This window comes from Streptomyces sp. NPDC006624 (assembly GCF_040611555.1).
In the GTDB taxonomy this organism is placed as follows: Bacteria; Actinomycetota; Actinomycetes; order Streptomycetales; family Streptomycetaceae; genus Streptomyces.
In genome coordinates this window covers 218,934-242,070 of sequence record NZ_JBEXOM010000011.1, presented here as the reverse complement: position 1 = coordinate 242,070, position 23,137 = coordinate 218,934, and the positions used below count along the sequence as shown (strand labels likewise).

23 protein-coding genes are annotated in these 23,137 nt (G+C 74.0%); 15 read left to right on the top strand and 8 right to left on the bottom strand.

Annotation, left to right across the window (positions count from 1 at the left end; translation table 11 throughout):
- Nucleotides 1-123 precede the first annotated feature (123 nt).
- The gene (locus ABZY20_RS22140) at nucleotides 124-558 is read right to left on the bottom strand and encodes an ATP-binding protein (RefSeq protein WP_356443228.1); all 435 of its coding nucleotides are present in this window, start codon (nucleotides 556-558) and stop codon (nucleotides 124-126) included.
- A gap of 272 nt (nucleotides 559-830) precedes the next feature.
- Here ABZY20_RS22140 and ABZY20_RS22135 point away from each other — a divergent pair, with 272 nt between their 5' ends.
- The 3 genes from ABZY20_RS22135 (at nucleotide 831) to ABZY20_RS22125 (ending at nucleotide 3,381) form a co-directional block, all read left to right on the top strand.
- Entirely contained in the window at nucleotides 831-1,052 is a 222-nt protein-coding gene (locus tag ABZY20_RS22135) for a hypothetical protein (RefSeq protein ID WP_356443227.1), read from the top strand.
- 108 nt (nucleotides 1,053-1,160) lie between these two features.
- Entirely contained in the window at nucleotides 1,161-2,639 is a 1,479-nt protein-coding gene (locus ABZY20_RS22130) for an ornithine decarboxylase (protein ID WP_356443226.1), read from the top strand.
- 286 nt (nucleotides 2,640-2,925) lie between these two features.
- Nucleotides 2,926-3,381 (top strand): cyclic nucleotide-binding domain-containing protein, encoded by a 456-nt coding sequence (locus ABZY20_RS22125; RefSeq protein ID WP_356443225.1) that lies wholly within the window; start codon nucleotides 2,926-2,928, stop codon nucleotides 3,379-3,381.
- A 4-nt stretch (nucleotides 3,382-3,385) separates the two neighbouring features.
- Here the strand turns inward: ABZY20_RS22125 and ABZY20_RS22120 are convergent, their stop codons facing one another.
- Nucleotides 3,386-4,678: an MFS transporter gene (locus ABZY20_RS22120; RefSeq protein WP_356443224.1), complete on the bottom strand. Its 1,293-nt coding sequence runs from the start codon at nucleotides 4,676-4,678 to the stop codon at nucleotides 3,386-3,388.
- An 89-nt stretch (nucleotides 4,679-4,767) separates the two neighbouring features.
- Nucleotides 4,768-5,385, bottom strand: a complete 618-nt coding sequence (locus tag ABZY20_RS22115) for a LysE/ArgO family amino acid transporter (protein ID WP_356443223.1) — start codon at nucleotides 5,383-5,385, stop codon at nucleotides 4,768-4,770.
- Nucleotides 5,386-5,454: 69 nt separating this feature from the next.
- On the opposite strand from ABZY20_RS22115, the gene ABZY20_RS22110 reads away from it, so the two are divergent.
- A complete protein-coding gene (locus ABZY20_RS22110; protein ID WP_356443260.1) occupies nucleotides 5,455-6,354 on the top strand; it encodes a LysR family transcriptional regulator ArgP in 900 nt (299 codons plus the stop codon).
- A 154-nt stretch (nucleotides 6,355-6,508) separates the two neighbouring features.
- Here the strand turns inward: ABZY20_RS22110 and ABZY20_RS22105 are convergent, their stop codons facing one another.
- Nucleotides 6,509-7,237 carry a TetR/AcrR family transcriptional regulator gene (locus tag ABZY20_RS22105; protein WP_356443222.1) on the bottom strand — a complete coding sequence of 243 codons (729 nt, stop codon included), beginning with the start codon at nucleotides 7,235-7,237 and terminating at the stop codon, nucleotides 6,509-6,511.
- Between the two features lie 147 nt (nucleotides 7,238-7,384).
- Between ABZY20_RS22105 and ABZY20_RS22100 the strand changes: the two genes are divergently transcribed.
- A complete protein-coding gene (locus ABZY20_RS22100) occupies nucleotides 7,385-8,602 on the top strand; it encodes a saccharopine dehydrogenase C-terminal domain-containing protein (protein WP_356443221.1) in 1,218 nt (405 codons plus the stop codon).
- A 103-nt stretch (nucleotides 8,603-8,705) separates the two neighbouring features.
- Nucleotides 8,706-8,957, top strand: coding sequence for a WhiB family transcriptional regulator (locus ABZY20_RS22095; protein ID WP_356443220.1), 252 nt, complete (start codon nucleotides 8,706-8,708; stop codon nucleotides 8,955-8,957).
- A 41-nt stretch (nucleotides 8,958-8,998) separates the two neighbouring features.
- Here the strand turns inward: ABZY20_RS22095 and ABZY20_RS22090 are convergent, their stop codons facing one another.
- Nucleotides 8,999-9,442 (bottom strand): DUF6098 family protein, encoded by a 444-nt coding sequence (locus ABZY20_RS22090; RefSeq protein ID WP_356443219.1) that lies wholly within the window; start codon nucleotides 9,440-9,442, stop codon nucleotides 8,999-9,001.
- Nucleotides 9,443-9,584: 142 nt separating this feature from the next.
- Here ABZY20_RS22090 and ABZY20_RS22085 point away from each other — a divergent pair, with 142 nt between their 5' ends.
- Nucleotides 9,585-9,935 carry a DUF488 family protein gene (locus ABZY20_RS22085; RefSeq protein WP_356443218.1) on the top strand — a complete coding sequence of 117 codons (351 nt, stop codon included), beginning with the start codon at nucleotides 9,585-9,587 and terminating at the stop codon, nucleotides 9,933-9,935.
- Between the two features lie 40 nt (nucleotides 9,936-9,975).
- On the opposite strand, the gene ABZY20_RS22080 is transcribed toward ABZY20_RS22085, so the two are convergent.
- Both ABZY20_RS22080 and ABZY20_RS22075 read right to left on the bottom strand, forming a co-directional pair.
- The gene (locus ABZY20_RS22080) at nucleotides 9,976-11,649 is read right to left on the bottom strand and encodes an FAD-binding dehydrogenase (protein WP_356443217.1); all 1,674 of its coding nucleotides are present in this window, start codon (nucleotides 11,647-11,649) and stop codon (nucleotides 9,976-9,978) included.
- A 17-nt stretch (nucleotides 11,650-11,666) separates the two neighbouring features.
- Complete coding sequence (locus tag ABZY20_RS22075) at nucleotides 11,667-12,299, bottom strand: TetR/AcrR family transcriptional regulator (protein ID WP_356443216.1); 633 nt, start codon at nucleotides 12,297-12,299, stop codon at nucleotides 11,667-11,669.
- Nucleotides 12,300-12,404: 105 nt separating this feature from the next.
- On the opposite strand from ABZY20_RS22075, the gene ABZY20_RS22070 reads away from it, so the two are divergent.
- The 3 genes from ABZY20_RS22070 (at nucleotide 12,405) to ABZY20_RS22060 (ending at nucleotide 15,178) form a co-directional block, all read left to right on the top strand.
- A complete protein-coding gene (locus ABZY20_RS22070) occupies nucleotides 12,405-13,037 on the top strand; it encodes an alpha-ketoglutarate-dependent dioxygenase AlkB (protein ID WP_356443215.1) in 633 nt (210 codons plus the stop codon).
- Between the two features lie 120 nt (nucleotides 13,038-13,157).
- A complete protein-coding gene (locus ABZY20_RS22065) occupies nucleotides 13,158-13,904 on the top strand; it encodes an MBL fold metallo-hydrolase (protein ID WP_356443214.1) in 747 nt (248 codons plus the stop codon).
- A 41-nt stretch (nucleotides 13,905-13,945) separates the two neighbouring features.
- Entirely contained in the window at nucleotides 13,946-15,178 is a 1,233-nt protein-coding gene (locus ABZY20_RS22060) for a DUF4032 domain-containing protein (RefSeq protein WP_356443213.1), read from the top strand.
- Between the two features lie 48 nt (nucleotides 15,179-15,226).
- Here the strand turns inward: ABZY20_RS22060 and ABZY20_RS22055 are convergent, their stop codons facing one another.
- Nucleotides 15,227-16,108: a universal stress protein gene (locus tag ABZY20_RS22055; RefSeq protein ID WP_356443212.1), complete on the bottom strand. Its 882-nt coding sequence runs from the start codon at nucleotides 16,106-16,108 to the stop codon at nucleotides 15,227-15,229.
- 61 nt (nucleotides 16,109-16,169) lie between these two features.
- On the opposite strand from ABZY20_RS22055, the gene ABZY20_RS22050 reads away from it, so the two are divergent.
- From ABZY20_RS22050 to ABZY20_RS22030, 5 genes are all read left to right on the top strand, one after another.
- On the top strand, nucleotides 16,170-16,523 hold the full coding sequence (locus ABZY20_RS22050) for a VOC family protein (RefSeq protein ID WP_356443211.1): 354 nt from the start codon (nucleotides 16,170-16,172) through the stop codon (nucleotides 16,521-16,523).
- 111 nt (nucleotides 16,524-16,634) lie between these two features.
- Complete coding sequence (locus ABZY20_RS22045) at nucleotides 16,635-18,311, top strand: FAD-dependent oxidoreductase (RefSeq protein WP_356443210.1); 1,677 nt, start codon at nucleotides 16,635-16,637, stop codon at nucleotides 18,309-18,311.
- Nucleotides 18,308-19,747 (top strand): ATP-binding protein, encoded by a 1,440-nt coding sequence (locus ABZY20_RS22040; RefSeq protein WP_356443209.1) that lies wholly within the window; start codon nucleotides 18,308-18,310, stop codon nucleotides 19,745-19,747. The genes ABZY20_RS22045 and ABZY20_RS22040 overlap by 4 nt, the downstream gene beginning before the upstream one ends.
- Before the next feature lie 2 nt (nucleotides 19,748-19,749).
- Complete coding sequence (locus ABZY20_RS22035) at nucleotides 19,750-20,103, top strand: UBP-type zinc finger domain-containing protein (RefSeq protein WP_356443208.1); 354 nt, start codon at nucleotides 19,750-19,752, stop codon at nucleotides 20,101-20,103.
- Between the two features lie 93 nt (nucleotides 20,104-20,196).
- Nucleotides 20,197-23,106: an AAA family ATPase gene (locus tag ABZY20_RS22030; RefSeq protein ID WP_356443207.1), complete on the top strand. Its 2,910-nt coding sequence runs from the start codon at nucleotides 20,197-20,199 to the stop codon at nucleotides 23,104-23,106.
- The last annotated feature ends 31 nt before the right edge of the window (nucleotides 23,107-23,137 follow it).

Here is a 23,137-nt window from a genome sequence, read left to right as displayed (position 1 = left end):
GGGCGGTCATACCGCTCCCGCTGGCGCGCCTCCGGTCCGAAGCACGAAACTGCGTCTGCCCTGCACCCGGTGGAGCAAACTCCACTTTGCAGAGCAATCTGCCGAAAGCCGTGTCGGCGGTGGTCAGACCAGGGACACGACGGCGGTGATGCACTTGCCGCCGGCGGGCAGGTCCGACACGCGGACGTCCCGGGAGAGCCGGCAGACGATGGGCCAGCCGTGGCCGCCGTGCCGCAGCCGGCCGTGCGCGTCGGCCGGCGGGGCGGTCACGGGGAGTTCGTCGCTGCGGTCGCTGACCGAGACCCGGACTCCGGGGCCGTCGACGTCGACCCGGAAGTCGGTGACGCCACCGCCGTGCAGGATCGCGTTGGTGGTCAGCTCCGAGGCGACGAGCAGCGCGTCGGACAGGGCCTCCGCGTCGCAGGGGGTGCGGGTGGCCCGGCAGCGTTCGGCCACGGCGTGTGCCACGGCCCGGCGCGCCTCGGCCGGCTGGCAGGGCCGGGCCCGGTGCCCACCGGGCGGCTCGTCAACAAATTCGATCATGCGCTCGTCGCACATTCTTCAGCTCCCTGGTCGGTCGGGACGGAAAGCCGGGCCCGGGCCGCGTTCCGTGTTCCCCCCGCTCCGCGCCCCGGGCTCGCGGACCCGCTCGCTGCCCGCGGAGCCGTCACGGCGTCCGGGACACGCACCTCGACGGCGCCGCGGCTCCTCCTGTGCGGCTGACCTCTCGCCGCACCTGCAAACCTCCGGGGCGGCCCTGCGCGGCCGAAAGCCCCCGAACGGCCGGGAGCCGGTGCCATTTCCCCGCGCTGCGGGGGTAGGGGGAGTGCATGACCGATGTGGTGGATTCGGACGAACTGCTGCGGCGCATCCAGCGCGCGAGGGCCTGCGCGCTGCAGGAGGAGCGCGCGTGGCAGACCAGGAGCGAGGAACTGACCGCGACCGACCCCCAGGGGGCTCGGGACGCGACCGTGCGGCGGATGTCCTACGAGGCGGTGCTCACGGTGCTGGACGAGATCCTGACCCCGGGCAGACACACCGCGCGGGGCTGACCGGGCGCCGGGCGCCCGGTGACGGCACCACGCGGGGTTGACCGGGCGCCGGGTGCCCGGTGACGGCCCGGGCCGGTTGGGCGGGCGGTTGCCGGGAACCCGGCGCGCATGACGGTCGACCACACCCGAGCACCGGTTCTGGAAGCCCTGGACGAGTACCACCGCAAGGGGCGCCTGTCGTTCACGCCCCCCGGGCACAAGCAGGCCCGGGGCGCCGACCCGGCGGTCCGCGAGGTGCTCGGCGACGCGGTGTTCCTCGGGGACGTGCTGGCCACGGGCGGTCTGGACGACCGGCTCACCCGGGGGCGGGTGCTGCAGCGGGCGCAGGAGCTGATGGCGGACGCGGTGCACGCCGACCACACGTTCTTCAGCACCTGCGGCAGCTCCCTGTCGGTGAAGGCCGCGATGCTGTCGGTCGCCGGGCCGCACGAGAAGCTGCTGATCGGGCGGGACGCCCACAAGTCGGTGGTGTCGGGCCTGATCCTGTCCGGTATCGAGCCGGTGTGGGTCGAGCCCCGCTGGGACGGCGAGCGGCATCTGGCCCATCCCCCGTCCGCGGAGGAGTTCGACCGGGCCTTCGAGGAGCATCCGGACGCGCGCGGCGCGCTGATCACGAGCCCGACGCCGTACGGCGGCTGCGCGGATCTGCGGGCCGTCGCGCAGGTGTGCCACCGGCGCTCGCGGCCGCTGATCGTGGACGAGGCGTGGGGCGCGCACCTGCCCTTCCACCCGGACCTGCCGTCCTGGGCGATGGACGCGGGCGCGGACATCTGCGTGACCAGCATCCACAAGATGGGCAGCGGCTTGGAGCAGGGGTCCGTCTTCCATCTGCAGGGCGGCCTGGTCCCGCCGGCGCTGCTGGGGATGCGCGCGGACCTGCTGGGCACCACCAGCCCGTCGGCGCTGATCTTCGCCGGTCTGGACGGGTGGCGGCGGCAGATGGCGCTGCGCGGCGGGGAACTGCTGGGCGGCGCGCTGGACCTGGCGGGTGAGGTCAGGGCCGCCGTCGAGGAGATCGACGGGCTGCACGTCAACGGCCGGGAGGACTTCTGCGGCCCCGGCCTGTCCGACGACTTCGACCCGCTGCCCGGTGTCATCGACCTCACCGGGCTCGGGATCACCGGCTACCAGGCGGCGGACTGGCTGCGCGAGCACCGGAACATCGACGCCCACCTGGTGGACCACCGCCGGATCGGCGCCCAGATCACCCACGGCGACGACCGGGAGACCACCGGGGAGCTGCTGGAGGCGCTGCGGGACCTCGCGCGGGCCGCGCGGGAGCTGCCCCGGGCGCCGCGGGTGGAGGTGCCGTCGCCCGCCGGGCTGCGGATGGAGCAGGCGGTGCTGCCCAGGGACGCGTTCTTCGGTCCGGCCGAGGACGTGCCGGTGGCGGAGGCGGCGGGGCGGGTCGCGGCGGAGATGATCACGCCCTATCCCCCGGGCATCCCGGCGGTCCTCCCGGGCGAGCGCCTGACCGAGCCGGTGCTGGCGTACCTGAGGACGGGGCTGGAGGCGGGCATGCACCTGCCCGACCCGGCGGATCCGCAGCTGGAGACGGTCCGGGTGGTCGCCGGGGACACCCGGTGAAGTGAAACAGGTCACGCAACCCGGTCTCGGCTACGCATCGGGCTCCCGAATGGTTTACCGTTCATCCATACGTGGTGACGGAGTCGACCCCCCGTCCTCCCGCACCCGTTGGGGCCCTGGCTGGTTTCCCCCGTCCAGCCAGGGCTTTCTCATGCCCGCGAAAAGTTACCGCCGCCGAGGTGCCACGGGCCCCCGCAGCGGCTGAAATGGGCTTGGGGACAACACCTCGGCACCAGCCCCCGCAGCAGGCACCGCACCGACGTCGACGCCCGGCGAGGAGCTCCGCATGACCAAAGCGATCAAACTCCTGACCGCCCTGCCTCCGCCCCAGCGCCAGCGCCTGATGACGCTGGCCCGGGAGGTGTCCTTCCCCGAGGACACGCGGATCTTCGAGGCGGGCGGCGCGGCCGACCGCTTCTGGGTCATCCGCTCGGGGGCCGTCTCCCTGGACCAGCAGCTGAACGCCCTGCAGCGGGCGACCGTGGCCAGTCTCGGCGCGGGCGACCTGCTCGGCTGGTCCTGGCTGTTCCCGCCGTACACCTGGGACTTCGGCGCGGTGGCGTTCAGTCCGGTACGGGCCTACGAGTTCGACGCCAAGGCCGTGCTGCGGCTGTGCGAGGAGGACACCGAACTCGGGCTGATGCTGGTGCGCAACGTCGCCGAAGTGCTGGCCCACCGGCTGGAGATGACCCGCGGCAAGCTGATGGAGCAGTACACGCTGCACCGCCGCGGAGTCCTGTGAGACGTCAGACCCGGTAGCGGCGCAGCGCCGGCACGGCGGCGGCCAGGGCCAGCATCACGGCGACCACCAGCAGTCCGCCGCCCGTGACGGCCGTGCGGGGGCCGAAGGCGGAGCCCGCGGTGCCGTGCAGCAGGTCGGCGAGGCGCGGGCCGCCCGCCACGACCACGGTGAACACGCCCTGCATCCGGCCGCGCATCTCGTCGGTGGCGGCGGACAGCAGGATCGCGCCGCGGAAGACCATGGACACCATGTCGGCCACCCCGGCGACGGCGAGGAACGCCACCGCGATCCAGAGGCTGCCGCTCAGCCCGAAGCCCGCGATGGCCGCGCCCCAGACGACGACCGCCCCGATGACCATCCAGCCGTGCCGCCGGGCCCGGGAGAACGTGCCCGAGAACAGCCCGCCGAGCACGGCGCCGACCGGGATCGCCGCGAACAGCAGCCCCAGCGCGAGACCCTCGCCGTACCCCGCGAAGGTCTGGGCGGCCAGCTGCGGGAACAGGGCTCGGGGCATGCCGAGGACCATGGCGACGATGTCGGCGAGGAAGGACAGCAGCAGCACGGTGTGCCCGGAGATGTAGCGGAAACCGGCGGCTATCTCCTTCACGCCCGCGCGGCGTGCCGCCGTACCGGCCAGCGGCGGCAGCGGCGGCAGCCGGTGCACCGCCCACACCGTGACGCACAGCGCGAGCGCGTCGATCAGGTAGAGCTCGGGCAGGCCGATGACGGGGATGAGGGCTCCGGCGAGCAGCGGGCCGGCGATCTGCCCGGTCTGCATCACGGTCGAGCCGAGGGCGCCCGCGGCGGGCAGTTCGTGCTCGGGGACCAGGCGGGCGATGGAGGCGCTGCGGGCCGGGGCGTTCAGGCCCCAGAAGGCCTGCTGCACCGCGAGCAGCACCATCAGCACGGCCACCGAGTCCACAGCGGCGAAGGCCTGCAGCCAGAACAGCAGCGAGGTGACGGCGATGCCGCTGTTGGTGATCAGCAGCAGCTTGCGCCGGTCCATGCTGTCGGCGACCGCCCCGCCCCACAGCGCGAACACGATCAGCGGCACGAGTCCGGCCAGGCTCGCCGCGCCGACCCACGCCGAGGAGCCGGTGATGTCGTAGACCTGCTTGGGCACAGCGACCGCGGTGAGCTGGCTGCCGACGGCCGTGACGGCGGTGGAGCCCCACAGGCGCCGGTAGGCGGGGCGGCGCAGTGGGCGGGTGTCCATCGCCCAGCGCCGCGGATGGCGCCGCCGGGGAGCCTGCGGCCCGGGCTCCCGCTCTTCGGTCGTGCTGTCGCTCGCGTCCACGCGCCATCCTCGATGCTCGCTGCACCTTTCCCGGCGGGGATCACTATCGCACCGGCGCCGGGGTGTGCCACGGCCGAGGGCCGAAGGGCTCAGCCACCGGCGATGAGGGAGACACCGAGGACGATCATGGTGGCGGCGATCAGGCCGTCCAGCACGCGCCAGGCGGTGGGCCCGGCAAGGAAGCGGCCGAGGCCCCGGGCGCCGAACCCGAGGGCGGTGAACCAGCACAGGCTGGCCAGCACGGCACCGAGCCCGAACGTCCAGCGCAGCGGGCCGTGACCGGCGGCGACGGAGCCGAGCAGGAAGACGGTGTCGAGGTAGACGTGCGGATTGAGCCAGGTCATCGCCAGGCAGGTGAGCACGGCCCGGCGGCGCGACCCGGCCGTCTCGCCCTCGCCCGGCAGCCCGCCGCCCGCCGGCCGGACCACCCGGCGCGCGGCCAGGGCGCCGTAGCAGAGCAGGAAGGCGCCGCCGATCCAGCCGACCGCCGTCAGCGCGCCCGGCCACGCCACCACCACCGCGCCGACCCCGCCCACCCCCAGGGCGATGAGGAGGGCGTCGGACAGGGCGCAGATGCCGACGACGGTCAGGACGGCCTGCCGGCGCGCACCCTGGCGCAGGACGAAGGCGTTCTGGGCGCCGATGGCGACGATCAGGGACAGGCCGGTGCCGAAGCCCGCGGCCGCGGTGGCGATGGTGCTGGTCATGGGCTCGACGCTACGGAGACGGCCGATCGCGGTCCAGCTAATGATTCTTACGTAACATTAGCGTCCATGATGACGACCGATCTCCCGCTGGACCAGGTGCGGACCCTGCTGGCGGTCGTGGACGAGGGCACGTTCGACGCTGCGGCCGCCGCGCTGCACGTGACGCCCTCGGCGATCAGCCAGCGGGTGAAGGCGCTGGAGCAGCGCACGGGGCGGGTGCTGCTGATGCGGACCAAGCCGGTCCGGCCCACCCAGTCGGGCGAGGTGCTGGTGCGGCTGGCCCGCCAGATGGCCCGGCTGGAGCACGACGCGTACGCGGAGCTCGGACTGAGCGGCACCGGCGAGCCGGCCCGGGTGGCGGTGGCGGTCAACGCGGACTCGCTGGCCACCTGGTTCCTGCGGGTGCTCACCCGGGTGCCGGAGGAACTGCGGCTCTGCTTCGAGCTGCGCCGCGAGGACGAGGACCACACGGCGGCGATGCTGCGCCAGGGCGCGGTGATGGCGGCGGTGACCTCGTCGCCGGATCCCGTGCCGGGCTGCTCGGTCCGCCCGCTCGGCCGGATGCGCTACCTGCCGGTGGCCGCGCCGGACTTCGCCGCGCGCCGGCTCGCCGGCCCCTTGGAGAAGGTCCTGCTCGAGGCGCCCGTGGTGACCTTCGACCGGCGGGACGACTTCCAGGACGACTTCGTCCGCCGGCTCACGCGGGGACGCGGCGGCGCGAGCGCGCTGCGGCACTACGTGCCGACGTCGGAGGGCTTCCTGGAGACCGTCGCGCTCGGTCTGGGCTGGGGTCTGGTACCCGAGGCGCAGGCGGAACCGCTGCTGCGCGACGGCCGTCTCGTCGCCTTCGCCGGGGACCGGGTGACGGACGTACCGCTGTACTGGCAGCAGTGGAAGCTCGACTCGCCGGCGGTGGCGCAGGTGGCGGAAGCGGTGACGGCGGCAGCGGCACAGGCACTGCGGTCTTGAACGGGGGCTGCGGGCTTGACCGTGGGGTTGCGGGCATGACTGTGGCGCTGCGGGGTCGGTTGACGGGTCAGTCATCGGGCTGACGGCTCGATCACGGCCCACGGGCCACGGGCCCACCCGTCCTCCCGCCCGTCCGCCCGCCCGTCCGCCCGGGCTACCGGCCTGTTCCCGCCCCCCGGTCCGTGATCCCGTCCAGCTGCGCCGCCGCGCTGTCCAGCAGCATCTCCAGGGCCGTCGGATAGGCGCTGGTGAGCATGCGGGTGGCGAGGAGGGGGGCCGCCTCGGCCAGGCGGGGGTGCGTGGCGGCGGGCAGGCGGGCGTAGGTCGAGCTCCACATCTCCTCGTCGGCGTGCAGCGCGGCGCCGGGCAGGGCAAGCGACGCGGCGTCGAGCGCGGCGAAGCCCAGGGTGGTGTCGATGAAGGCGTGGTAGACCCGCACCGCGTCCGGCAGCGGGAAGCCCGCGGTGCGCAGGACGTCCAGGACCGCCTCGTCGGCGGCGAGTTCGTTGGCCCGGCCGGAGACCCGGCTCGCGGTGAGCACCGCCGCCTGCGGATGCTCCACGTACGCGGCGTGGACGCGCAGCCCGAAGGACCGCAGGTCCGCCCGCCACTCCCCCGTGCGCCGCCAGCCCGCCAGGGCCTGGCCGATGAGGGCGTCGCCGATGGCGAGCGTCAGGTCGTCCATGCCCCGGAAGTAGCGGTACAGCGTGCTCGGATCGGCGTCCAGGGCGAGACCGAGGCGGCGCGCGGTGAGGCCGGCGCTGCCGTGCTCGCGCAGCATGCGCAGCGCGGTCTCGACGATCAGCTGCTCGGACAGCACCGTGCCGCTCTTGGTGGGCCTGCGCCGGCGGCGCTTTTCCTCGGGCACCACGCGCTTGGGCACGGCGGGCTCCCTCCATCCGTGTGTCCCGGGCCTTCCGCGAGGTCCCGGCCATACGCCTTATGCCAACGCGATTGACCTTATGCCACGGCGCGGCGTTTCATCACTGCGAGGGCTCGTCACGTTCTTCGCGAATAGGGAGTTTCTGTCATGCGTGTACTGCTCGTGGGTGCCGGTGGTGTGGGCGGTGCGATCACCCGGATCGCGGCCCGGCGGCCGTTCTTCGAGGCGATGGTGGTGGCCGACTACGACCCGGACCGGTCCGGCGCGGCCGTCGCGGCGCTCGGCGGCGACACGCGGTTCACCGCCGAGCAGGTGGACGCGGGCGACGAGCGGGCCGTGGCGGGACTGCTGGAGCGGCACCGCTGCGACGTGCTCCTCAACGCCACGGATCCCCGCTTCGTGATGCCCCTGTTCCGGGCGGCCCGCGCCGCGGGCGCCACCTACCTGGACATGGCGATGTCGCTGTCCCGCCCGCATCCGGAGCGGCCGTACGAGGCGTGCGGGGTCAAGCTCGGTGACGAGCAGTTCGCGCAGGCGGCCGACTGGGAGAAGGAAGGGCTGCTGGCCCTCGTCGGCATGGGCGTGGAACCCGGCCTGTCGGACGTCTTCGCCCGCCACGCCGCGGACGAACTCTTCGACGAGATCGAGGAGATCGGCATCCGCGACGGCGCGAACCTCACCGTCGACGGCTACGACTTCGCGCCCTCGTTCAGCATCTGGACCACCATCGAGGAGTGCCTCAACCCGCCGGTCGTCTACGAGAGCGGCCGAGGCTGGTTCACCACCGAACCCTTCAGCGAGCCCGAGGTGTTCGACTTCCCCGAGGGCATCGGCCCCGTCGAGTGCGTGAACGTGGAGCATGAGGAGGTGCTGCTCGTGCCGCGCTGGGTCGGCGCGCGCCGGGTCACCTTCAAGTACGGCCTGGGCCGGGAGTTCGTCGAGACGCTGAAGACGCTGCACCTGCTGGGCCTCGACCGCACGGCGCCGGTGACCGTGCCCGGTCCTGACGGGCCGGTGGCGGTCTCGCCGCGAGACGTGGTCGCCGCGTGCCTGCCCGACCCGGCGACGCTGGGCGAGCGGATGCACGGCAAGACGTGCGCGGGCACCTGGGTGCGGGGCGTGAAGGACGGCGAGCCGCGCGAGGTGTACCTCTACCACGTGCTCGACAACCAGTGGTCGATGGCCGAGTACGGCTCCCAGGCCGTGGTGTGGCAGACGGCCGTCAACCCGGTCGTCGCGCTCGAACTCCTCGCCACCGGCGCCTGGTCGGGCACCGGTGTGCTCGGCCCCGAGGCCTTCCCGGCCCGGCCGTTCCTGGACCTGCTGACGGAGTACGGATCGCCCTGGGGCATGCGCGAGCAGTGACCGATTGGCCGGGCAGGCGCTGTTTCACCCCGCATCGACAGGTGACCCGCAAGGGAGTGAGCAACCGAAAGACGACGTCTCTACCGCGATGCAGGTGACTTCGATGGACAACTGGCGACACCACGCTGCCTGCCGGCACGAGGACCCCGAACTCTTCTTCCCGATCGGCACCTCCGGCCCGGCCCTGCTGCAGACGCAGCAGGCCAAGGCGGTGTGCCGGCGCTGCCCCGTTCAGGAACAGTGCCTCCAATGGGCCCTGGACAGCGGGCAGTCCATCGGCGTGTGGGGCGGGACCAGCGAGGACGAGCGGCGTGCCCTGAAGCGCCGGACGGCCGCCCGGCGCCGCTCCGCCTGACCGCCGGCCCGGTCGGGCCCGCCACGTCCTTCCCCTGGGGGTCAGCTGCGGCGCAGCGGCCCCCAGGGGTTTTCCTGCCGTGACATCTCCGCCTTCGCCTCGCCGATCACCCGCCGGTCGATCCAGCACAGCGGGCGGACGTCGACGACCAGCGGCTCGTTGTCGGGGCCGCGGGCGATCTCCCTGCCGGAGAGCACCCAGGGCCGTACGCCGGGCCCCTTCTCGTGCGGCAGGTGGTGGTAGTCGTGCAGACGGCGGGCCACCCACACCCGCACCGGCCGGTCCCGCCACCACGGCTCGAGGTCGAGCGGATTGGCGGACAGGCCCGGCAGGGGCACGCCGGTCAGGTCGTCCTTGCTGGAGACGGCGCGCAGATCGGTCCCCGGGCCGCGGGACCAGCGGACGTACAGGCCCTGGTGCCGTGCGACCAGATCGGCGAGTTCGGCCAGGGTGCGCACGACCGCCAGATCGTCCGGTGCGCTCATGGTGTGACCTCCTCCTTCGACGTGGTCAGGCGGACGGGGTACCCGCCCGACGGGAGCGGAACCTGCCCCGCCGCACGGCGTGCCGAGGGCCCGGCCGGGGGTTACGCTCGCGGCACGTCCGTCCGTCCGGAAGGGGCCGTCCATGAGCGTGCGCGTCCGCCGTGTCTACGATCCGCCCGAGCCGCGGGACGGCGTGCGCGTCCTGGCCGACCGGCTGTGGCCGCGCGGTCTGGCGAAGGACGCGGCGCGGGTGGACGAATGGCCGCAGGCGCTCACCCCGTCGACGGAGCTGCGCCGCTGGTACCACGCGGACGAGGGCTCCTACGAGGAGTTCGCCGAGCGGTACGAGGCGGAACTCGCCTCCGGTGAGGCCGCCGAGGCGCTGGACCGGGTGCGCGAGCTGGCCCGTGAGAACGACGTGACGCTGCTGACCGCGTCGAAGACGCCGGAGCGCAGCCACGCCGCGGTGCTGGCCCGCCTCCTGGAGGACTGAAGGCGCCCCGGACGCGGGGAGACGGGCCCGTGCCGGCCGGTCAGCCGGTCTGCAGCGCCGCCGCCCGGCCCGCCGCCCGGCCGGAGAAGAGGCAGCCGCCGAGGAAGGTTCCCTCCAGGGCGTTGTAGCCGTGCACCCCGCCGCCTCCGAAGCCGGCGACCTCCCCGGCCGCGTACAGCCCCTCGACCGGCTTGCCGTCGGTGCCCAGGGCGCGGGAGTCGAGGTCGGTCTGGATGCCGCCGAGGGTCTTGCGGGTGAGGATGTGCAGTTTGACGCCGATGAGCGGGCCGGCCGCGGGGTCGAGGAGGCGGTGCGGAGTGGCGACCCGGCCGAGGCGGTCGCCGATGTAGCGGCGGGCGTTGCGGATGCCCTGCACCTGGGCGTCCTTGGCGTAGGGGTTGGCCATCTGCAGGTCGCGGGCCTCGATCTGCCGCTTGATCCCGGCCGCGTCGAGGAGCGGCTCGCCGGTCAGCTCGTTCATCTTCTCGACGAGTTGCTCGATACCGGGCGCGGTCACGAAGTCGGCACCCTTGCGCAGGAACGCGTCGACGGGTCCGGGCGCGCCCTTGCCGAGGATGCGTTCCTTCAGGAAGCCGGTGCGGTCCTTGGCGGTGATGTCGGGGTTCTGCTCGGAGCCCGACAGCGCGAACTCCTTCTCGATGATCTTCTGGGTGAGGATGAACCAGGAGTGGTCGTACCCGGCGATGTCCGAGGTGGTGCGCAGGTGCTTCAGGGTGCCGAGGGTGTCGTAGCCGGGCAGGTACGGCCCGGGCAGGCGGCGGCCGAGGGCGTCGAACCACATCGAGGACGGTCCGGGCAGGATGCGGATGCCGTGGCCGGGCCAGATCGGGTCCCAGTTGCGCAGGCCCTCGGTGTAGTGCCACATGCGGTCGCGGTTGACCAGGCGGGCGCCGGCCTCGGCGCTGATGTCGAGCATCCGGCCGTCGACGTAGGCGGGGACGCCGGTGACCATCTCGCGCGGCGGGGTGCCCAGGCGCTCGGGCCAGTGGCGGCGGACGATGTCGTGGTTCGCGCCGATGCCGCCGCTGGTGACGATCACGGCCTGGGCGGTCAGTTCGAACTCCCCGGCCGCCTCGCGGCTGGAGGCCACACCACGGGGTGAGGGGTCCTCCACGAGGACCGTGCCGCGCACGCCCCGGGCGGTGCCGCCCTCGACGACCAGGGCGTCGACGCGGTGCCGGTGGTGGAAGGTGAGCAGGCCGTCGCGGGCGGCCTGCCGGGCGTACCGGACGAAGGGTTCGACGACGCCGGTGCCGGTGCCCCAGGCGATGTGGAAGCGCGGCACGGTGTTGCCGTGCCCGTGCGCGGTGAGGTCGCCGCGCTCGGCCCAGCCGACGGTGGGCAGGAACGTGATGCCGTGCCCGTCGAGCCAGGACCGCTTCTCCCCCGCGGCCCACTCGACGTAGGCGCGGGCCCAGCGCACGGCCCAGGAGTCCTCGTCGTCCAGCCGGTCGAAGCCGGCGCTGCCCCGCCAGTCGCTCCAGGCGAGGTCGAAGGAGTCCTTGATGCCCAGGCGCCGCTGCTCCGGGGAGCCGACGAGGAACAGCCCGCCGAAGGACCAGAAGGCCTGGCCGCCGAGGTTGGCGGCGTTCTCCTGGTCGACGAGGGCCACCCTGCGGCCCCTGCTGGTCAGTTCGTGTGCGGCGACCAGGCCCGCGAGGCCCGCTCCGACGACGATGACGTCGGCATCCATGGCGACCCGTCCCTTCCTCAGTGCTTCGTGCGATCGGGGGTGCCGCTGCCGTCGGTCAGCAGCGCCGTGAGCAGTTGCTTCAGCCAGGCCCGGGCGCGGTCGGCGTCCCGGTCCAGCAGCAGTTGCGTGGTGACGCCGTCGTAGGCGGCGACCACGGCGTGCGCGGCACCGTCGATGTCGCCGAGGACGGCGGGCAGCGTGGTGTGCCCGCGGGCGCGGGCCAGCCGGTCGGCGATGGCCTGCCGCAGGCGCGCGCGGTGCTCCAGCAGGGTGCGGGCCACCTCGGGGTCGCGGGCGGCGTGCACGAGGAAGTCCGTCTTCACCAGCAGCCAGTCCCGGTCGAGGAGCAGCACGCCGGTGACGCGGTCCACGGCGGCGGGCACGTCCAGGTCGGGTCCGTCGAGGGCGAGCGCTCCGGACACCTGCGCGGCGATCAGGTCGGCCCGGTCGCGGTAGAGGGCGAAGAACAGTTCGTCGAGGCTGGAGAAGTTGGAGTAGAAGGCGCCCCGGCTGTAGCCGGCGGCCTCGCAGACCTCCTCGATCGAGACGTGCCCGAAGCCCTTGGCGGCGAACACCGAGAAGGCGGCGTCCAGGAGATTGGCGCGGGTGCGGACGCGGCGTCTGGTCACGCGCCCGGTCGGGTGCGGCACGGCGGGACCTCCTTTTCGATACGCGAATGTATGCGATACATCGGTGTATCGAAACCCCTCTCGCTCTTATGGAACACACATTCGATTACGGGGTACGCTGGGAGCATGGCCAGGCATCACCTCCAGGGCTCCCTGTTCGACCAGACCGACGAGCTGCGCCTCGGCCGGCTCGACGGGGTCCGCCGTACCGATCTGGGCTTCGGCGCCTGGCTCGACGTGCTGCCCGGGTGGCTCAGCGGCTCCGACACGCTGTTCGAACAGCTCGCCGCCGAGGTGCCGTGGCGGGCGGAGCGGCGCCAGATGTACGACCACGTCGTCGACGTGCCCCGGCTGCTGGCGTTCTACGGCGCCGGCGACCCGCTGCCGCACCCGGTGCTGACCGAGGCGCGGGACGCGCTCAGCGCCCACTACCGCGGCGAGCTCGGCGAGCCGTTCACCACGGCCGGGCTGTGCTACTACCGCGACGGCCGGGACAGCGTGGCCTGGCACGGCGACCGGATCGGGCGCGGGGCGCGCGAGGACACGATGGTCGCGATCCTGTCCGTGGGGGCACCGCGTGACCTGCTGCTGCGTCCGATGCGCGGCGGCCGCGCGGCCGTGCGCCGTCCTCTGGGACACGGCGACCTCGTCGTGATGGGCGGCTCGTGCCAGCGCACCTGGGAGCACTCGATCCCCAAGAGCACCCGTGCGACGGGGCCGCGCATCAGCATCCAGTTCCGCCCGCACGGGGTGCACTGACCCACCGCGCACGACCGCGCCGGACCGGCCCGCCGGCCCGGACCCGGCGACGTCCTGCGGGCCGGGGTCTGCTTTCCTTCTCCCGTCGGGACGGACCGGAGCACACGGCGCGGGGCGGACATGCGGGCAGACGTACGGCAGGTCGCGGACGGCACCTACCTGGTGCACGGCTCGAACACCAACTGGGTGATCCTCACCGAAGGGGACGCCGTCACCCTGGTCGACACCGGCTACCCCGGCGACCGGGAGCGGCTCCTCGCCTCCCTCGCAGAGGTGGGAAGTTCCCCCGATGCCGTCACGGCCGTGCTCGTCACGCACGCCCACAACGACCACCTGGGCTCCGCCGAGTACCTGCGCGCCGCCCACGGCACGCCGGTGTACCTCCACGAGGCCGAAGTACCGCACGCCCGCCGGGACTTCCTGCACCAGGTGTCCGTCGGGACGGTCCTGCGCAACGGCTGGCGGCCCGGGGTGCTGCCCTGGGCGGTGCACGCGCTGCGGTCCGGCGGCACGGCCCACGTCCCGGTCACGGCCCCCGAGGCGTTCCCCGCGCCGGGCGCCCTGGACCTGCCCGGGCGGCCCGTGCCGGTGCACACCCCCGGCCACACCGACGGCCACTGCGCCTACCACCTGCCCGGCACGGGCGTGGTGATCTCCGGTGACGCCCTGGTCAGCGGGCACCCCACCGCCCGGATCGAGGGGCCGCAGCTGCTGCCGGACATGTTCCACCGCGAGCGCCCGCGTGCCGTGGCCTCCCTGGACGTCCTCGCGAAGCTGGACGGCGACCTGCTGCTGCCCGGGCACGGCCCGGTGCACCGCGGTCCGGTGGCGGACGCCGCGCACCGGGCCCGGGAGCGCGCCCTTTAGAGTGAGGCGACGATCGGCGGCGAGACAAGGACACCCGGCGCATGGCACTGCAGATCAGCGCGACGAACCCGGAGCACCCCGCGCTCCTGCTGGAACTGCCGTGGGACGTGCCGCTGGAGGAGTGGCCGCAGGAGTACCTCGTCCCGCTGCCGCGCGGCATCTCCCGGCACGTGGTGCGCTACTCCCGCGCGGGCGACGAGGTGATCGCCGTCAAGGAGCTGGCCGAACGCCCCGCGCTGCGCGAGTACGAGCTGCTGCGCGACCTGGACCGGCTCGGCATCCCGGCGGTGGACCCGCTGGCCGTGGTCACCGGCCGGCTCGACGCGGACGGCGCCCCGCTGGAGAGCGTCCTGGTCACCCGGCACCTGGGCGGCTCGATGCCGTACCGCTCGATGTTCGAGACGACCATGCGCCCGGCCACCATGCACCGGCTGATGGACGCCCTCGCCGTGCTCCTGGTGCGGCTGCACCTGGCCGGGTTCGCCTGGGGCGACTGCTCGCTGTCCAACACCCTCTTCCGGCGCGACGCGGGCGCCTTCGCCGCCTATCTGGTGGACGCCGAGACCGGCGACCTGCATCCGCAACTCAGCGTCGGGCAGCGCGAGTACGACCTCGATCTCGCCAGGGTCAACATCAGCGGGGAGCTGCTGGACCTGGAGGCGTCCGGGGCGCTGCACCCCTCCGTGGACCCGATCGAGTTCGGCATGGAGATCTGCGCCCGCTACCGGGGCCTGTGGGAGGAGCTGACCCGGACCTCGGTGTACCCGGCGGGCAAGTACCACTACATAGAACGCCGCATCCGCCGCCTGAACGACCTCGGTTTCGACGTGGCCGAGATGCAGATCGAGCACGCCGCGCACGGGGACACGGTCAGCTTCGTGCCCAAGGTCGTCGACGCCGGCCACCACCAGCGGCAGCTGCTGCGCCTGACCGGGCTGGACACCGAGGAGAACCAGGCCCGGCGGCTGCTGAACGACCTGGAGAGCTGGATGGCCACCCAGGACGACTACGCCCCAGGAGATCCCCTCGGCGCCCGCCCCGAGGTCCTCGCCCACCGCTGGGTCCGCGAGGTCTTCCGCCCGACCGTGCGCGCCGTCCCGCCCGAACTGCGCGGCGCGATGGACCCGGCGGAGATCTACCACCAGCTCCTCGAACACCGCTGGTACCTCTCCGAGCGGGCCCAGCACGACATCGGCCTGGACCAGGCGGTCGAGGACTACATCACCACCATCCTCCCCAAGGCGAGCCGGACGCTGCAGCCGACGTCGGAGTGAGCGCCCCTCCCCGTCACACGCCGCCGGTGCGGTGAGCCCCGGCCGGTGTCACGCGTGCGGGACCACCGCCACCGGGCAGTCCGCGTGGTGCAGCACCCCGTGGGCCACCGAACCGATCCGGGCGCCCACGGCCGTGCGGTGCGCGCGCCGGCCGACGACCATCAGCTGGGCCGTCCCGGCCACCGACAGCAGCACCTGGCCGGCGCTGCCCATCTCCACGTGCTCGACCACCGGCACCTCGGGGAAGCGGTCGCGCCAGGGCCGGACCGCGGCGGCCAGGGCCTTCTTCTCGTACGGCTCCAGTCCCCCGGCCTCGTCGAGCAGCTTCAGCGAGCCGGGGCTGTAGGCGAACACGGGCGGCAGGGTCCAGGCCCGTACGACCCGCACGGTCGCCCCGCGGGCCGAGGCCGTCTCGAACGCGAAGCGCAGCGCGGCGGCGCTGTCCTCCGGGTCGCCCTGCTGCCCCACGACGACCTCGCGCCCGGCGGCCTCCCCCGAGGCCTCGTCGCCGGCCCGGACCAGCACCACGGGCCGGGTGGCCTCGGCGATGACCTGCTGGCCGACCGAGCCGAGCAGGAAGCCGACGATCCGGCCGTGGCCGCGCGAGCCGAGCACCAGCAGATCGGCGGCGGAGGCGGCGGCGAGCAGGGCGCCGACGGCCTCGCCCTCCACGACGTCCGTGGTCACCTCGAGGCCCGGGTGCCGTGCGGTGACGGTCGCGACGGCCTCGGTCACGGCGCTGTGCACCCACTCGGCCTGGCTGTCCGCGTCCCCCTCGATCCCCGCTTCGAGCACCTCCTGCGGCTGGGACCGCCAGGCGTGCACCACCTTCAGCGCCACCCCGCGCCGCACCGCCTCCCGCGCCGCCCAGCCGAGGGCCGCGAGGCTCTCCTGCGATCCGTCGACCCCTGCGGTGATCGGGCCAGTCATCCGGCTGCCTCCTTGTGAAAATGCCACTGCGACGATGATCAGTCTTCACTATCCTTCCCCCATGTCACTGGAGTGGGAGCAGGTAATGGTGGACTCGGCCGATCCCGAGGCCCTCGGCCGGTGGTGGGCCGAGGCGCTGGGGTGGACGGTGGTGAACGACGCTCCCGACGAGTTCGAGATCCGGCCCGCCCCGGACCGGCTGCCCGGGCTGCTGTTCACGTCGGTGCCGGAGCGCAAGACGATCAAGAACCGTCTGCACCTCGACTTCCGGCCCGACGACCAGGAGGCCGAGGTGGCGCGGCTGCTGGCGCTCGGGGCGCGGCACGCCGACATCGGCCAGGGCGAGCAGTCGTGGGTGACGCTCGCCGATCCGGAGGGCAACGAGTTCTGCGTGCTGGGCGCGCCGCGCGGCTGACCGCGTACCGGGCCGGGACGCGGCACGGCGATCGAACATACGATGGGCGGAGGCCGGCGCGGCGTCCCGGAGCGCCGTGCCGTGAGTCGACCGCCCGGTGTGGGGGGACGTATGGCACAGCCCGCCGAGGCGGCGCGGACCGTCATCATGACCGTGGACGACGACCCGGGGGTCTCGCGGGCCGTCGCCCGTGACCTGAGGCGGCGCTACGGCGCGTCGTACCGGATCGTGCGGGCGGAGTCCGGGGCGTCCGCGCTGGAGGCGCTGCGGGAGCTGAAGCTGCGCGGCGACCTGGTGGCGGTGATCCTGGCCGACTACCGGATGCCGCGGATGAACGGCATCGAGTTCCTCGAACAGGCCCTGGACATCCACCCGGGCGCGCGGCGCGTGCTGCTGACCGCGTACGCGGACACCGACGCGGCGATCGACGCGATCAACGTCGTCGACCTCGACCACTACCTCCTCAAACCCTGGGACCCGCCCGAGGAGAAGCTGTACCCGGTCCTGGACGACCTGCTCCAGGCGTGGCGCTCGAGCGACTTCCGGCCCGTGCCGGCCACGAAGGTCGTGGGGCACCGCTGGTCGGCGCGCTCCTCGGAGGTACGGGAGTTCCTGGCCCGCAACCAGGTGCCCTACCGCTGGTACTCCGCCGACGAACCGGAGGGCCGGCGGCTGCTGACCGCGGCCGGGCAGGACGGGCTGCGGCTGCCGGTGGTGATCACGCCGGACGGGACGCCGCTGGTCGAGCCGGAGGCCGTCGACCTCGCCGCCCGGGTCGGCCTGGCGACGACCCCGACGGCCGACTTCTACGACCTGGTCGTGATCGGCGGCGGCCCGGCCGGACTCGGGGCGGCGGTCTACGGCGCCTCCGAGGGGCTGCGGACCGTGCTGGTGGAGCGGTCGGCGACCGGCGGGCAGGCCGGGCAGAGCTCCCGCATCGAGAACTACCTGGGCTTCCCCGACGGCGTCTCGGGCGCGCAGCTCACCGACCGGGCGCGGCGGCAGGCGGCGAAGTTCGGCGCCGAGATCCTGACGGCGCGCGAGGTGACGGGACTCGAGGTCAACGGCGCCGCGCGGATCGTGCGGTTCTCGGACGGCTCGGCGATCGCCGCGCACAGCGTGATCCTCGCGACCGGTGTCTCCTACCGGCAGCTGGCCGCGCCCGGCTGCGAGGCCCTGACCGGATGCGGCGTCTACTACGGGTCCGCCCTGACGGAGGCGCCCTCCTGCCAGGGGCAGGACGTGTACGTCGTGGGCGGCGCCAACTCCGCGGGGCAGGCCGCGATGTACCTGTCCCGGGGCGCCAAGTCGGTGATGCTGCTGGTGCGCGGGGAGTCGCTGACGGCGTCGATGTCGCACTACCTGATCCAGCAGATCGAGGAGTCCCCCGCCATCCGGGTGCGCACCCGCACCGTCGTCGAGGAGGCGCACGGCGACGGCCGGCTGGAGCGGCTGACCCTGCGGGACGTGGACACCGGCGAACGGGAGCAGGTCGACGCGCAGTGGGTGTTCGTGTTCATCGGCGCGGCCCCGCTGACCGGCTGGCTGGACGGCACGGTGCTGCGCGACGAGCGCGGCTTCATCCTCGCCGGGCCCGACCTGACCGCCGACGGCCGTCCGCCCGAGGACTGGGAGCTGGACCGGCCGCCGTACCACCTGGAGACCAGCGTGCCGGGCGTGTTCGTGGCGGGCGACGCCCGCTCCGAGTCCGCCAAGCGCGTCGCGTCCGCCGTCGGAGAGGGAGCCATGGCCGTGATGCTCGTCCACCGGTACCTGGAGCAGTCGTGAGCGGGCAGCCGCTGCCCTGCGACGCCCGGGAGATCGGGACGCTGTTCCTCTTCGAGAAGCTCACGCCCGAGCAGCTCGGCAGGCTGTGCTCCGCGGGGCGCGTGGAGCGGTTCGCCCCCGGGCCTGTGTACACCGAGGGCGACCCGGCCACCTGCTTCTACGTGATGCTGGACGGCACGGTCGTGCTGTACCGCCGGGTCGGCGCGGACGACGTGGAGGTGACCCGGACCTCCCAGCGGGGCGTGTACGCGGGGGCCATGCAGGCGTATCTGGGCGACCGGGTGCGGCAGGTCTACACCAACTCCCTGCGCGTCACCGAGCCGACGCGGTTCTTCGTGCTCCCCGCCGGGACGTTCGCGGAGATCATGCAGGAGTGGTTCCCGATGGCGGTGCACCTGCTGGAGGGGCTGTTCTTCGGGTCCAAGAACACCCAGCGGATGATCGGCCAGCGCGAGCGGCTGCTGGCCCTCGGCTCGCTGTCCGCCGGCCTGACGCACGAGCTGAACAACCCGGCCGCGGCGGCCGTTCGGGCGACCGCGACGCTCCGGGAGCGGGTCGGCAAGATGCGCCACAAGCTGGCGGTCATCGCGCAGGGCTCCTACTCCCCCGAGGTCATGGCGCGCCTCATCGACCTGCAGGAACGCACCGCCGAGCGCGTCGCCAAGGCGCCCGCGCTGAGCCCGCTGGAAGCCTCCGACCGGGAGGACGCGCTCAGCGACTGGCTCGACGACCACGGCATCGGGGAGGGCTGGCGGATCGCGCCCACGTTCGTCCAGGCCGGGCTCGACGTGGACTGGCTGGAGCAGGTGGCGGCGGCGGTCGACGAGGAGATCCTGCCGAGCGCCGTCGGCTGGCTCAACTACACCGTCGAGACCGAGCTGCTGATGGACGAGATCAAGGACTCGACCACACGCATCTCCCGGCTGGTGGACGCGGCCAAGCAGTACTCGCAGCTGGACCGGGCCCCCTTCCAGGACGCCGACGTGCACGAACTCCTCGACAGCACCCTGCTGATGCTGTCGGGCAAGATCGGCCGGGAGATCGAGGTCGTGAAGGACTACGACCGCACGCTGCCGCGGATCCCGGCGTACCCGGCCGAGCTCAACCAGGTGTGGACGAACCTGATCGACAACGCCGTGTCCGCGATGAACAGCGCGGGCGGGCGGGGGACGCTGACCGTGCGGACCGCGCGGGAGAACGACCGGCTGCTGGTGGAGTTCCGGGACACCGGCATCGGCATCCCGGCGGAGGACCGGGAGCGGATCTTCGACCCGTTCTTCACCACGAAGCCGGTGGGCGAGGGGACCGGGCTGGGCCTCGACATCTCCTGGCGGATCGTGGTCGGCAAGCACCACGGCGGCATCCGGGTGGAGTCGGAGCCGGGGGACACGCGTTTCCAGGTGCTGCTGCCGCTGACGGCGGCCGAGGAGGAATGACCATGACTGCGGAGAACGGCATCGACCCGGGCGCGGCGCCGAGCGGCGACGGGTGCGCGGAGTGCGACGAGGCCGGGGGCTGGTGGTTCCATCTGCGGCGGTGTGCGCGGTGCGGGCACGTCGGGTGCTGCGACAGCTCGCCGGCGAAGCACGCGACGGCCCACTTCCGGCAGACCGGGCACCCCCTGGTGCAGAGCTTCGAGCCGGGTGAGAGCTGGTACTGGGACTACGCGGCGAACGAGCTGTACGAGTCCGGGCCCGAGCTGGCCCCGCCGGTGAGCCACCCCGCGGACCAGCCCGCGCCGGGACCCGCGGGGCGGGTGCCGGCGGACTGGGCCAAGGTGCTGCGCGCCTAGCAGGACCGGGGCCCGCCGGGGACGGCGGGCCCCGGCTGCCCGAGTGTCTGAGAACGCGCGGTTCGCGCGCCCCCGAACGAGAAGGTTGGTCCCGTGCCGCAGGCTTCATCGAGCGCCCCCCTGGTGGGGCGGGACGCCGAACTCGCGCGCATCGGCGGGGTGCTGGAGCGGGCCCGCGCGGGTCAGTTCCGTGCGGTGCTGCTCGCCGGGGACGCCGGAGTCGGCAAGACCCGGGTGCTCGACGAGGCCGGGAAACGGGCCGTGGGCGCGGGCATGACCGTCGTCACCGGGCACTGCGTGGACCTCGGCGACGTCGGGCTGCCCTATCTGCCGTTCACGGAGATCCTGGGCGTGCTCGCCGCCGACGAGCGGTTCGCGCCCGCTGTCGCCGCGCATCCGGTGGTCGGGCGGCTGCTGGGCACCGGGACCGAGTCCGTGCGGGACGCGGACGGGCGGCTGCGGCTGTTCGAGGGCATGGCGGGCCTGCTGGCCGACGTGGCGGACGCGGCGCCGCTGCTGGTGGTGCTGGAGGACCTGCACTGGGCCGACCAGTCGTCGCGGGACCTGCTGCGGTTCCTGCTCGGGCGGGGCGTGCTGGGGCGCCGGCTGGCGGTGTTCGCGTCGTACCGGGCGGACGATCTGCACCGGCGGCACCCGCTGCGGCCGCTGCTCGCGGAGCTGGTGCGGCTGCCCGCGGTGGAGCGGCTGGAACTGCGGCCGCTGGCCGACTCCGACGTGGCCCGGCTGGTGCGCGCCCTGGAGCGGCGGCCGTTGCCGGACGCCACGGTACGCCGGATCGTGGAGCGGGCCGAGGGGAACGCCTTCTACGCGGAGGAGCTGCTCGCCGCCACGGACACGGAGTCCGGCGGGGTGCCGAGCGGACTCGCCGACGTGCTGCTGATCCGCTTCGAGCAGCTCTCGGACACCGCGCAGCAGGTGCTGCGGACCGCCGCCGTCGCCGGGCGCCGGGTGGGGCACGACCTGCTGCGGGACGCGGTCGGGCTCGGCCAGGACGCCCTGGAGGCGGCGCTGCGCGAGGCGGTGGGGCGGCAGCTGCTCGTCGCCGGGGACGACGGCACGTACGCCTTCCGGCACGCCCTCGCCCGCGAGGCCGTCTACGCCGATCTGCTGCCCGGCGAACGCGCCCGGCTGCACGGGGCGTTCGCCCGGCTCCTGGCCGGGCCCGGGCAGCCGGCCGAGAGCGCGGCCGAGCGGGCCCACCACTACCGGGAGAGCCATGACCTCGCCGAGGCGCTGACCGCCTCGCTGGAGGCGGCCGACCACGCCCAGCGGGTCGGCGCGCCCGCCGAGGAGCAGCGCCACCTCGAAACGGCCCTCGACCTGTGGCCGGCCGTGGCGGCCCGGGCCCGGCCGTCCGGCCGGGACGTCGACCGGGTCTCGCTGACGTTGCGCGCCTCGGCGGCCGCCGCCCACGCCGGGGAGCTGCACCGCGCCGTCGCCCTGACACGGTCCGCGCTCGCGGAGCTCGGCCAGGACGCCGACTCGGAGCTGGCCGCGCGGGTGCGTTACACCCTCGCCGGGAACCTGATGCGCGTGGACAGCCTGTCGGCCGCGTACGCCTACAGCAGCGAGGCCCTGGCGATGATCCCCGAGGAGCCGCCGTCGCGCACCTGGGTGTGGGCGGCGGCCACCCACGTCATGGCCGCCCGTTACGTCGGGGAGAACGACACGGCGCTGCTGGTCGCCCGCCGGGCGCTTCAGGTGGCCGAGCGGTTGCGGGTGGGCGACGCCCAGGCGGACCTGCTGATCTCCCTGGCCGGTTTCGACACCGGCGGGCGGCGCGGCCCGCGGGGACGTGAGCGGCTGGTCCGGGCCCGGGAGCTGGCCAGGAGTTCGGGCAACGCCGCCGTGGAGCTGCGCGCCCTGTTCAACCTCGCCATGGGCTGCTACGAGAACGGGGAGCTGGCCGAGTGCGTGCCCTGGCTGACGGAGGGTCTGGACCGGGCCCGGCGCGCCGGGCTGCTGTCCTCGCCGTACCCGCTGGAGATGCGGTATCTGCGGCTGCTGGTGCTGCAGGTGCTGGGCCGCTGGGACGAGTGCGTGCGGGCGGCGGCGGACGACGCCGAGGTGCTGCCGGCCGCCGGCGGCTACACGGCCGGGCCCGCGCTGTACGTGCTGCTGGCCCGCGGGGACGGCGCCGCGGCCGACCGGGCGCGGGCGCTGCTGGAGGGGCCGTTCGACTGGATGGCGACGCTGGTCGCGGGCATCGTGCTCACCGACGCGGCGGCGCTGCGGGAGGACCCCGAGGACGCGGTGCGGTGGGCGCGGTCCACGGTCTCGGCCCTCGTCGACGAGGCGGGCACCCGTCCCGACGTCACGGTCCGGCTCGCCGCGCTCGCGCTGTCGGCGGTGGCCGACGCGGCCGCCGGGCTGCGGCGGGCCGGCGACCCGGAAGGGGCCCGCCGCTGGACGGGGACGGCGGCGGAGCTGGTGGAACTGGCCCGTGCCGTCGCCGTGCACGGCGAGGACGACGCGCCGCAGGGACCCGAGGGGCAGGCGTGGCTCGCCCGAGCGGAGGCCGAGGGGGTGCGGGCGGTGTCCGGGCCGGACGTGGCGGCCTGGTCGGCGGCGGTGACGGCGTTCGGCTACGGCGACGTCTACGAGCAGGCCCGCTGCCGGCTGCGCTACGCCGAGGCCCTGGTGGCGGCCGGGCGGCGCGAGGAGGCGGCCGCCGAGGCCCGGGCGGTCCGGGAGACCGCCGGCCGCCTCGGTGCCGTACCGCTGCGGGAGCGCGCCGAGGCCCTGGCCGGCGGCGGCCGGCCGGCCGGTGCCCTCACCGCGCGCGAGCGGGAGGTGCTGCGGCTGCTCGCGCTCGGCCGCAGCAACCGGCAGATCGGCGAGGAGCTGTTCATCACCGGCAAGACGGCGAGCGTCCACGTCTCCAACATCCTCGCCAAGCTGGGCGCGTCGAGCCGCGGCGAGGCGGTGGCGGTCGCCTACCGGGAGGGTCTGATCACCCCGGAGCCGTCAGCGTCCGGCTGAGCGACGCCGGCACGGTCCGCCACGCCGTCAA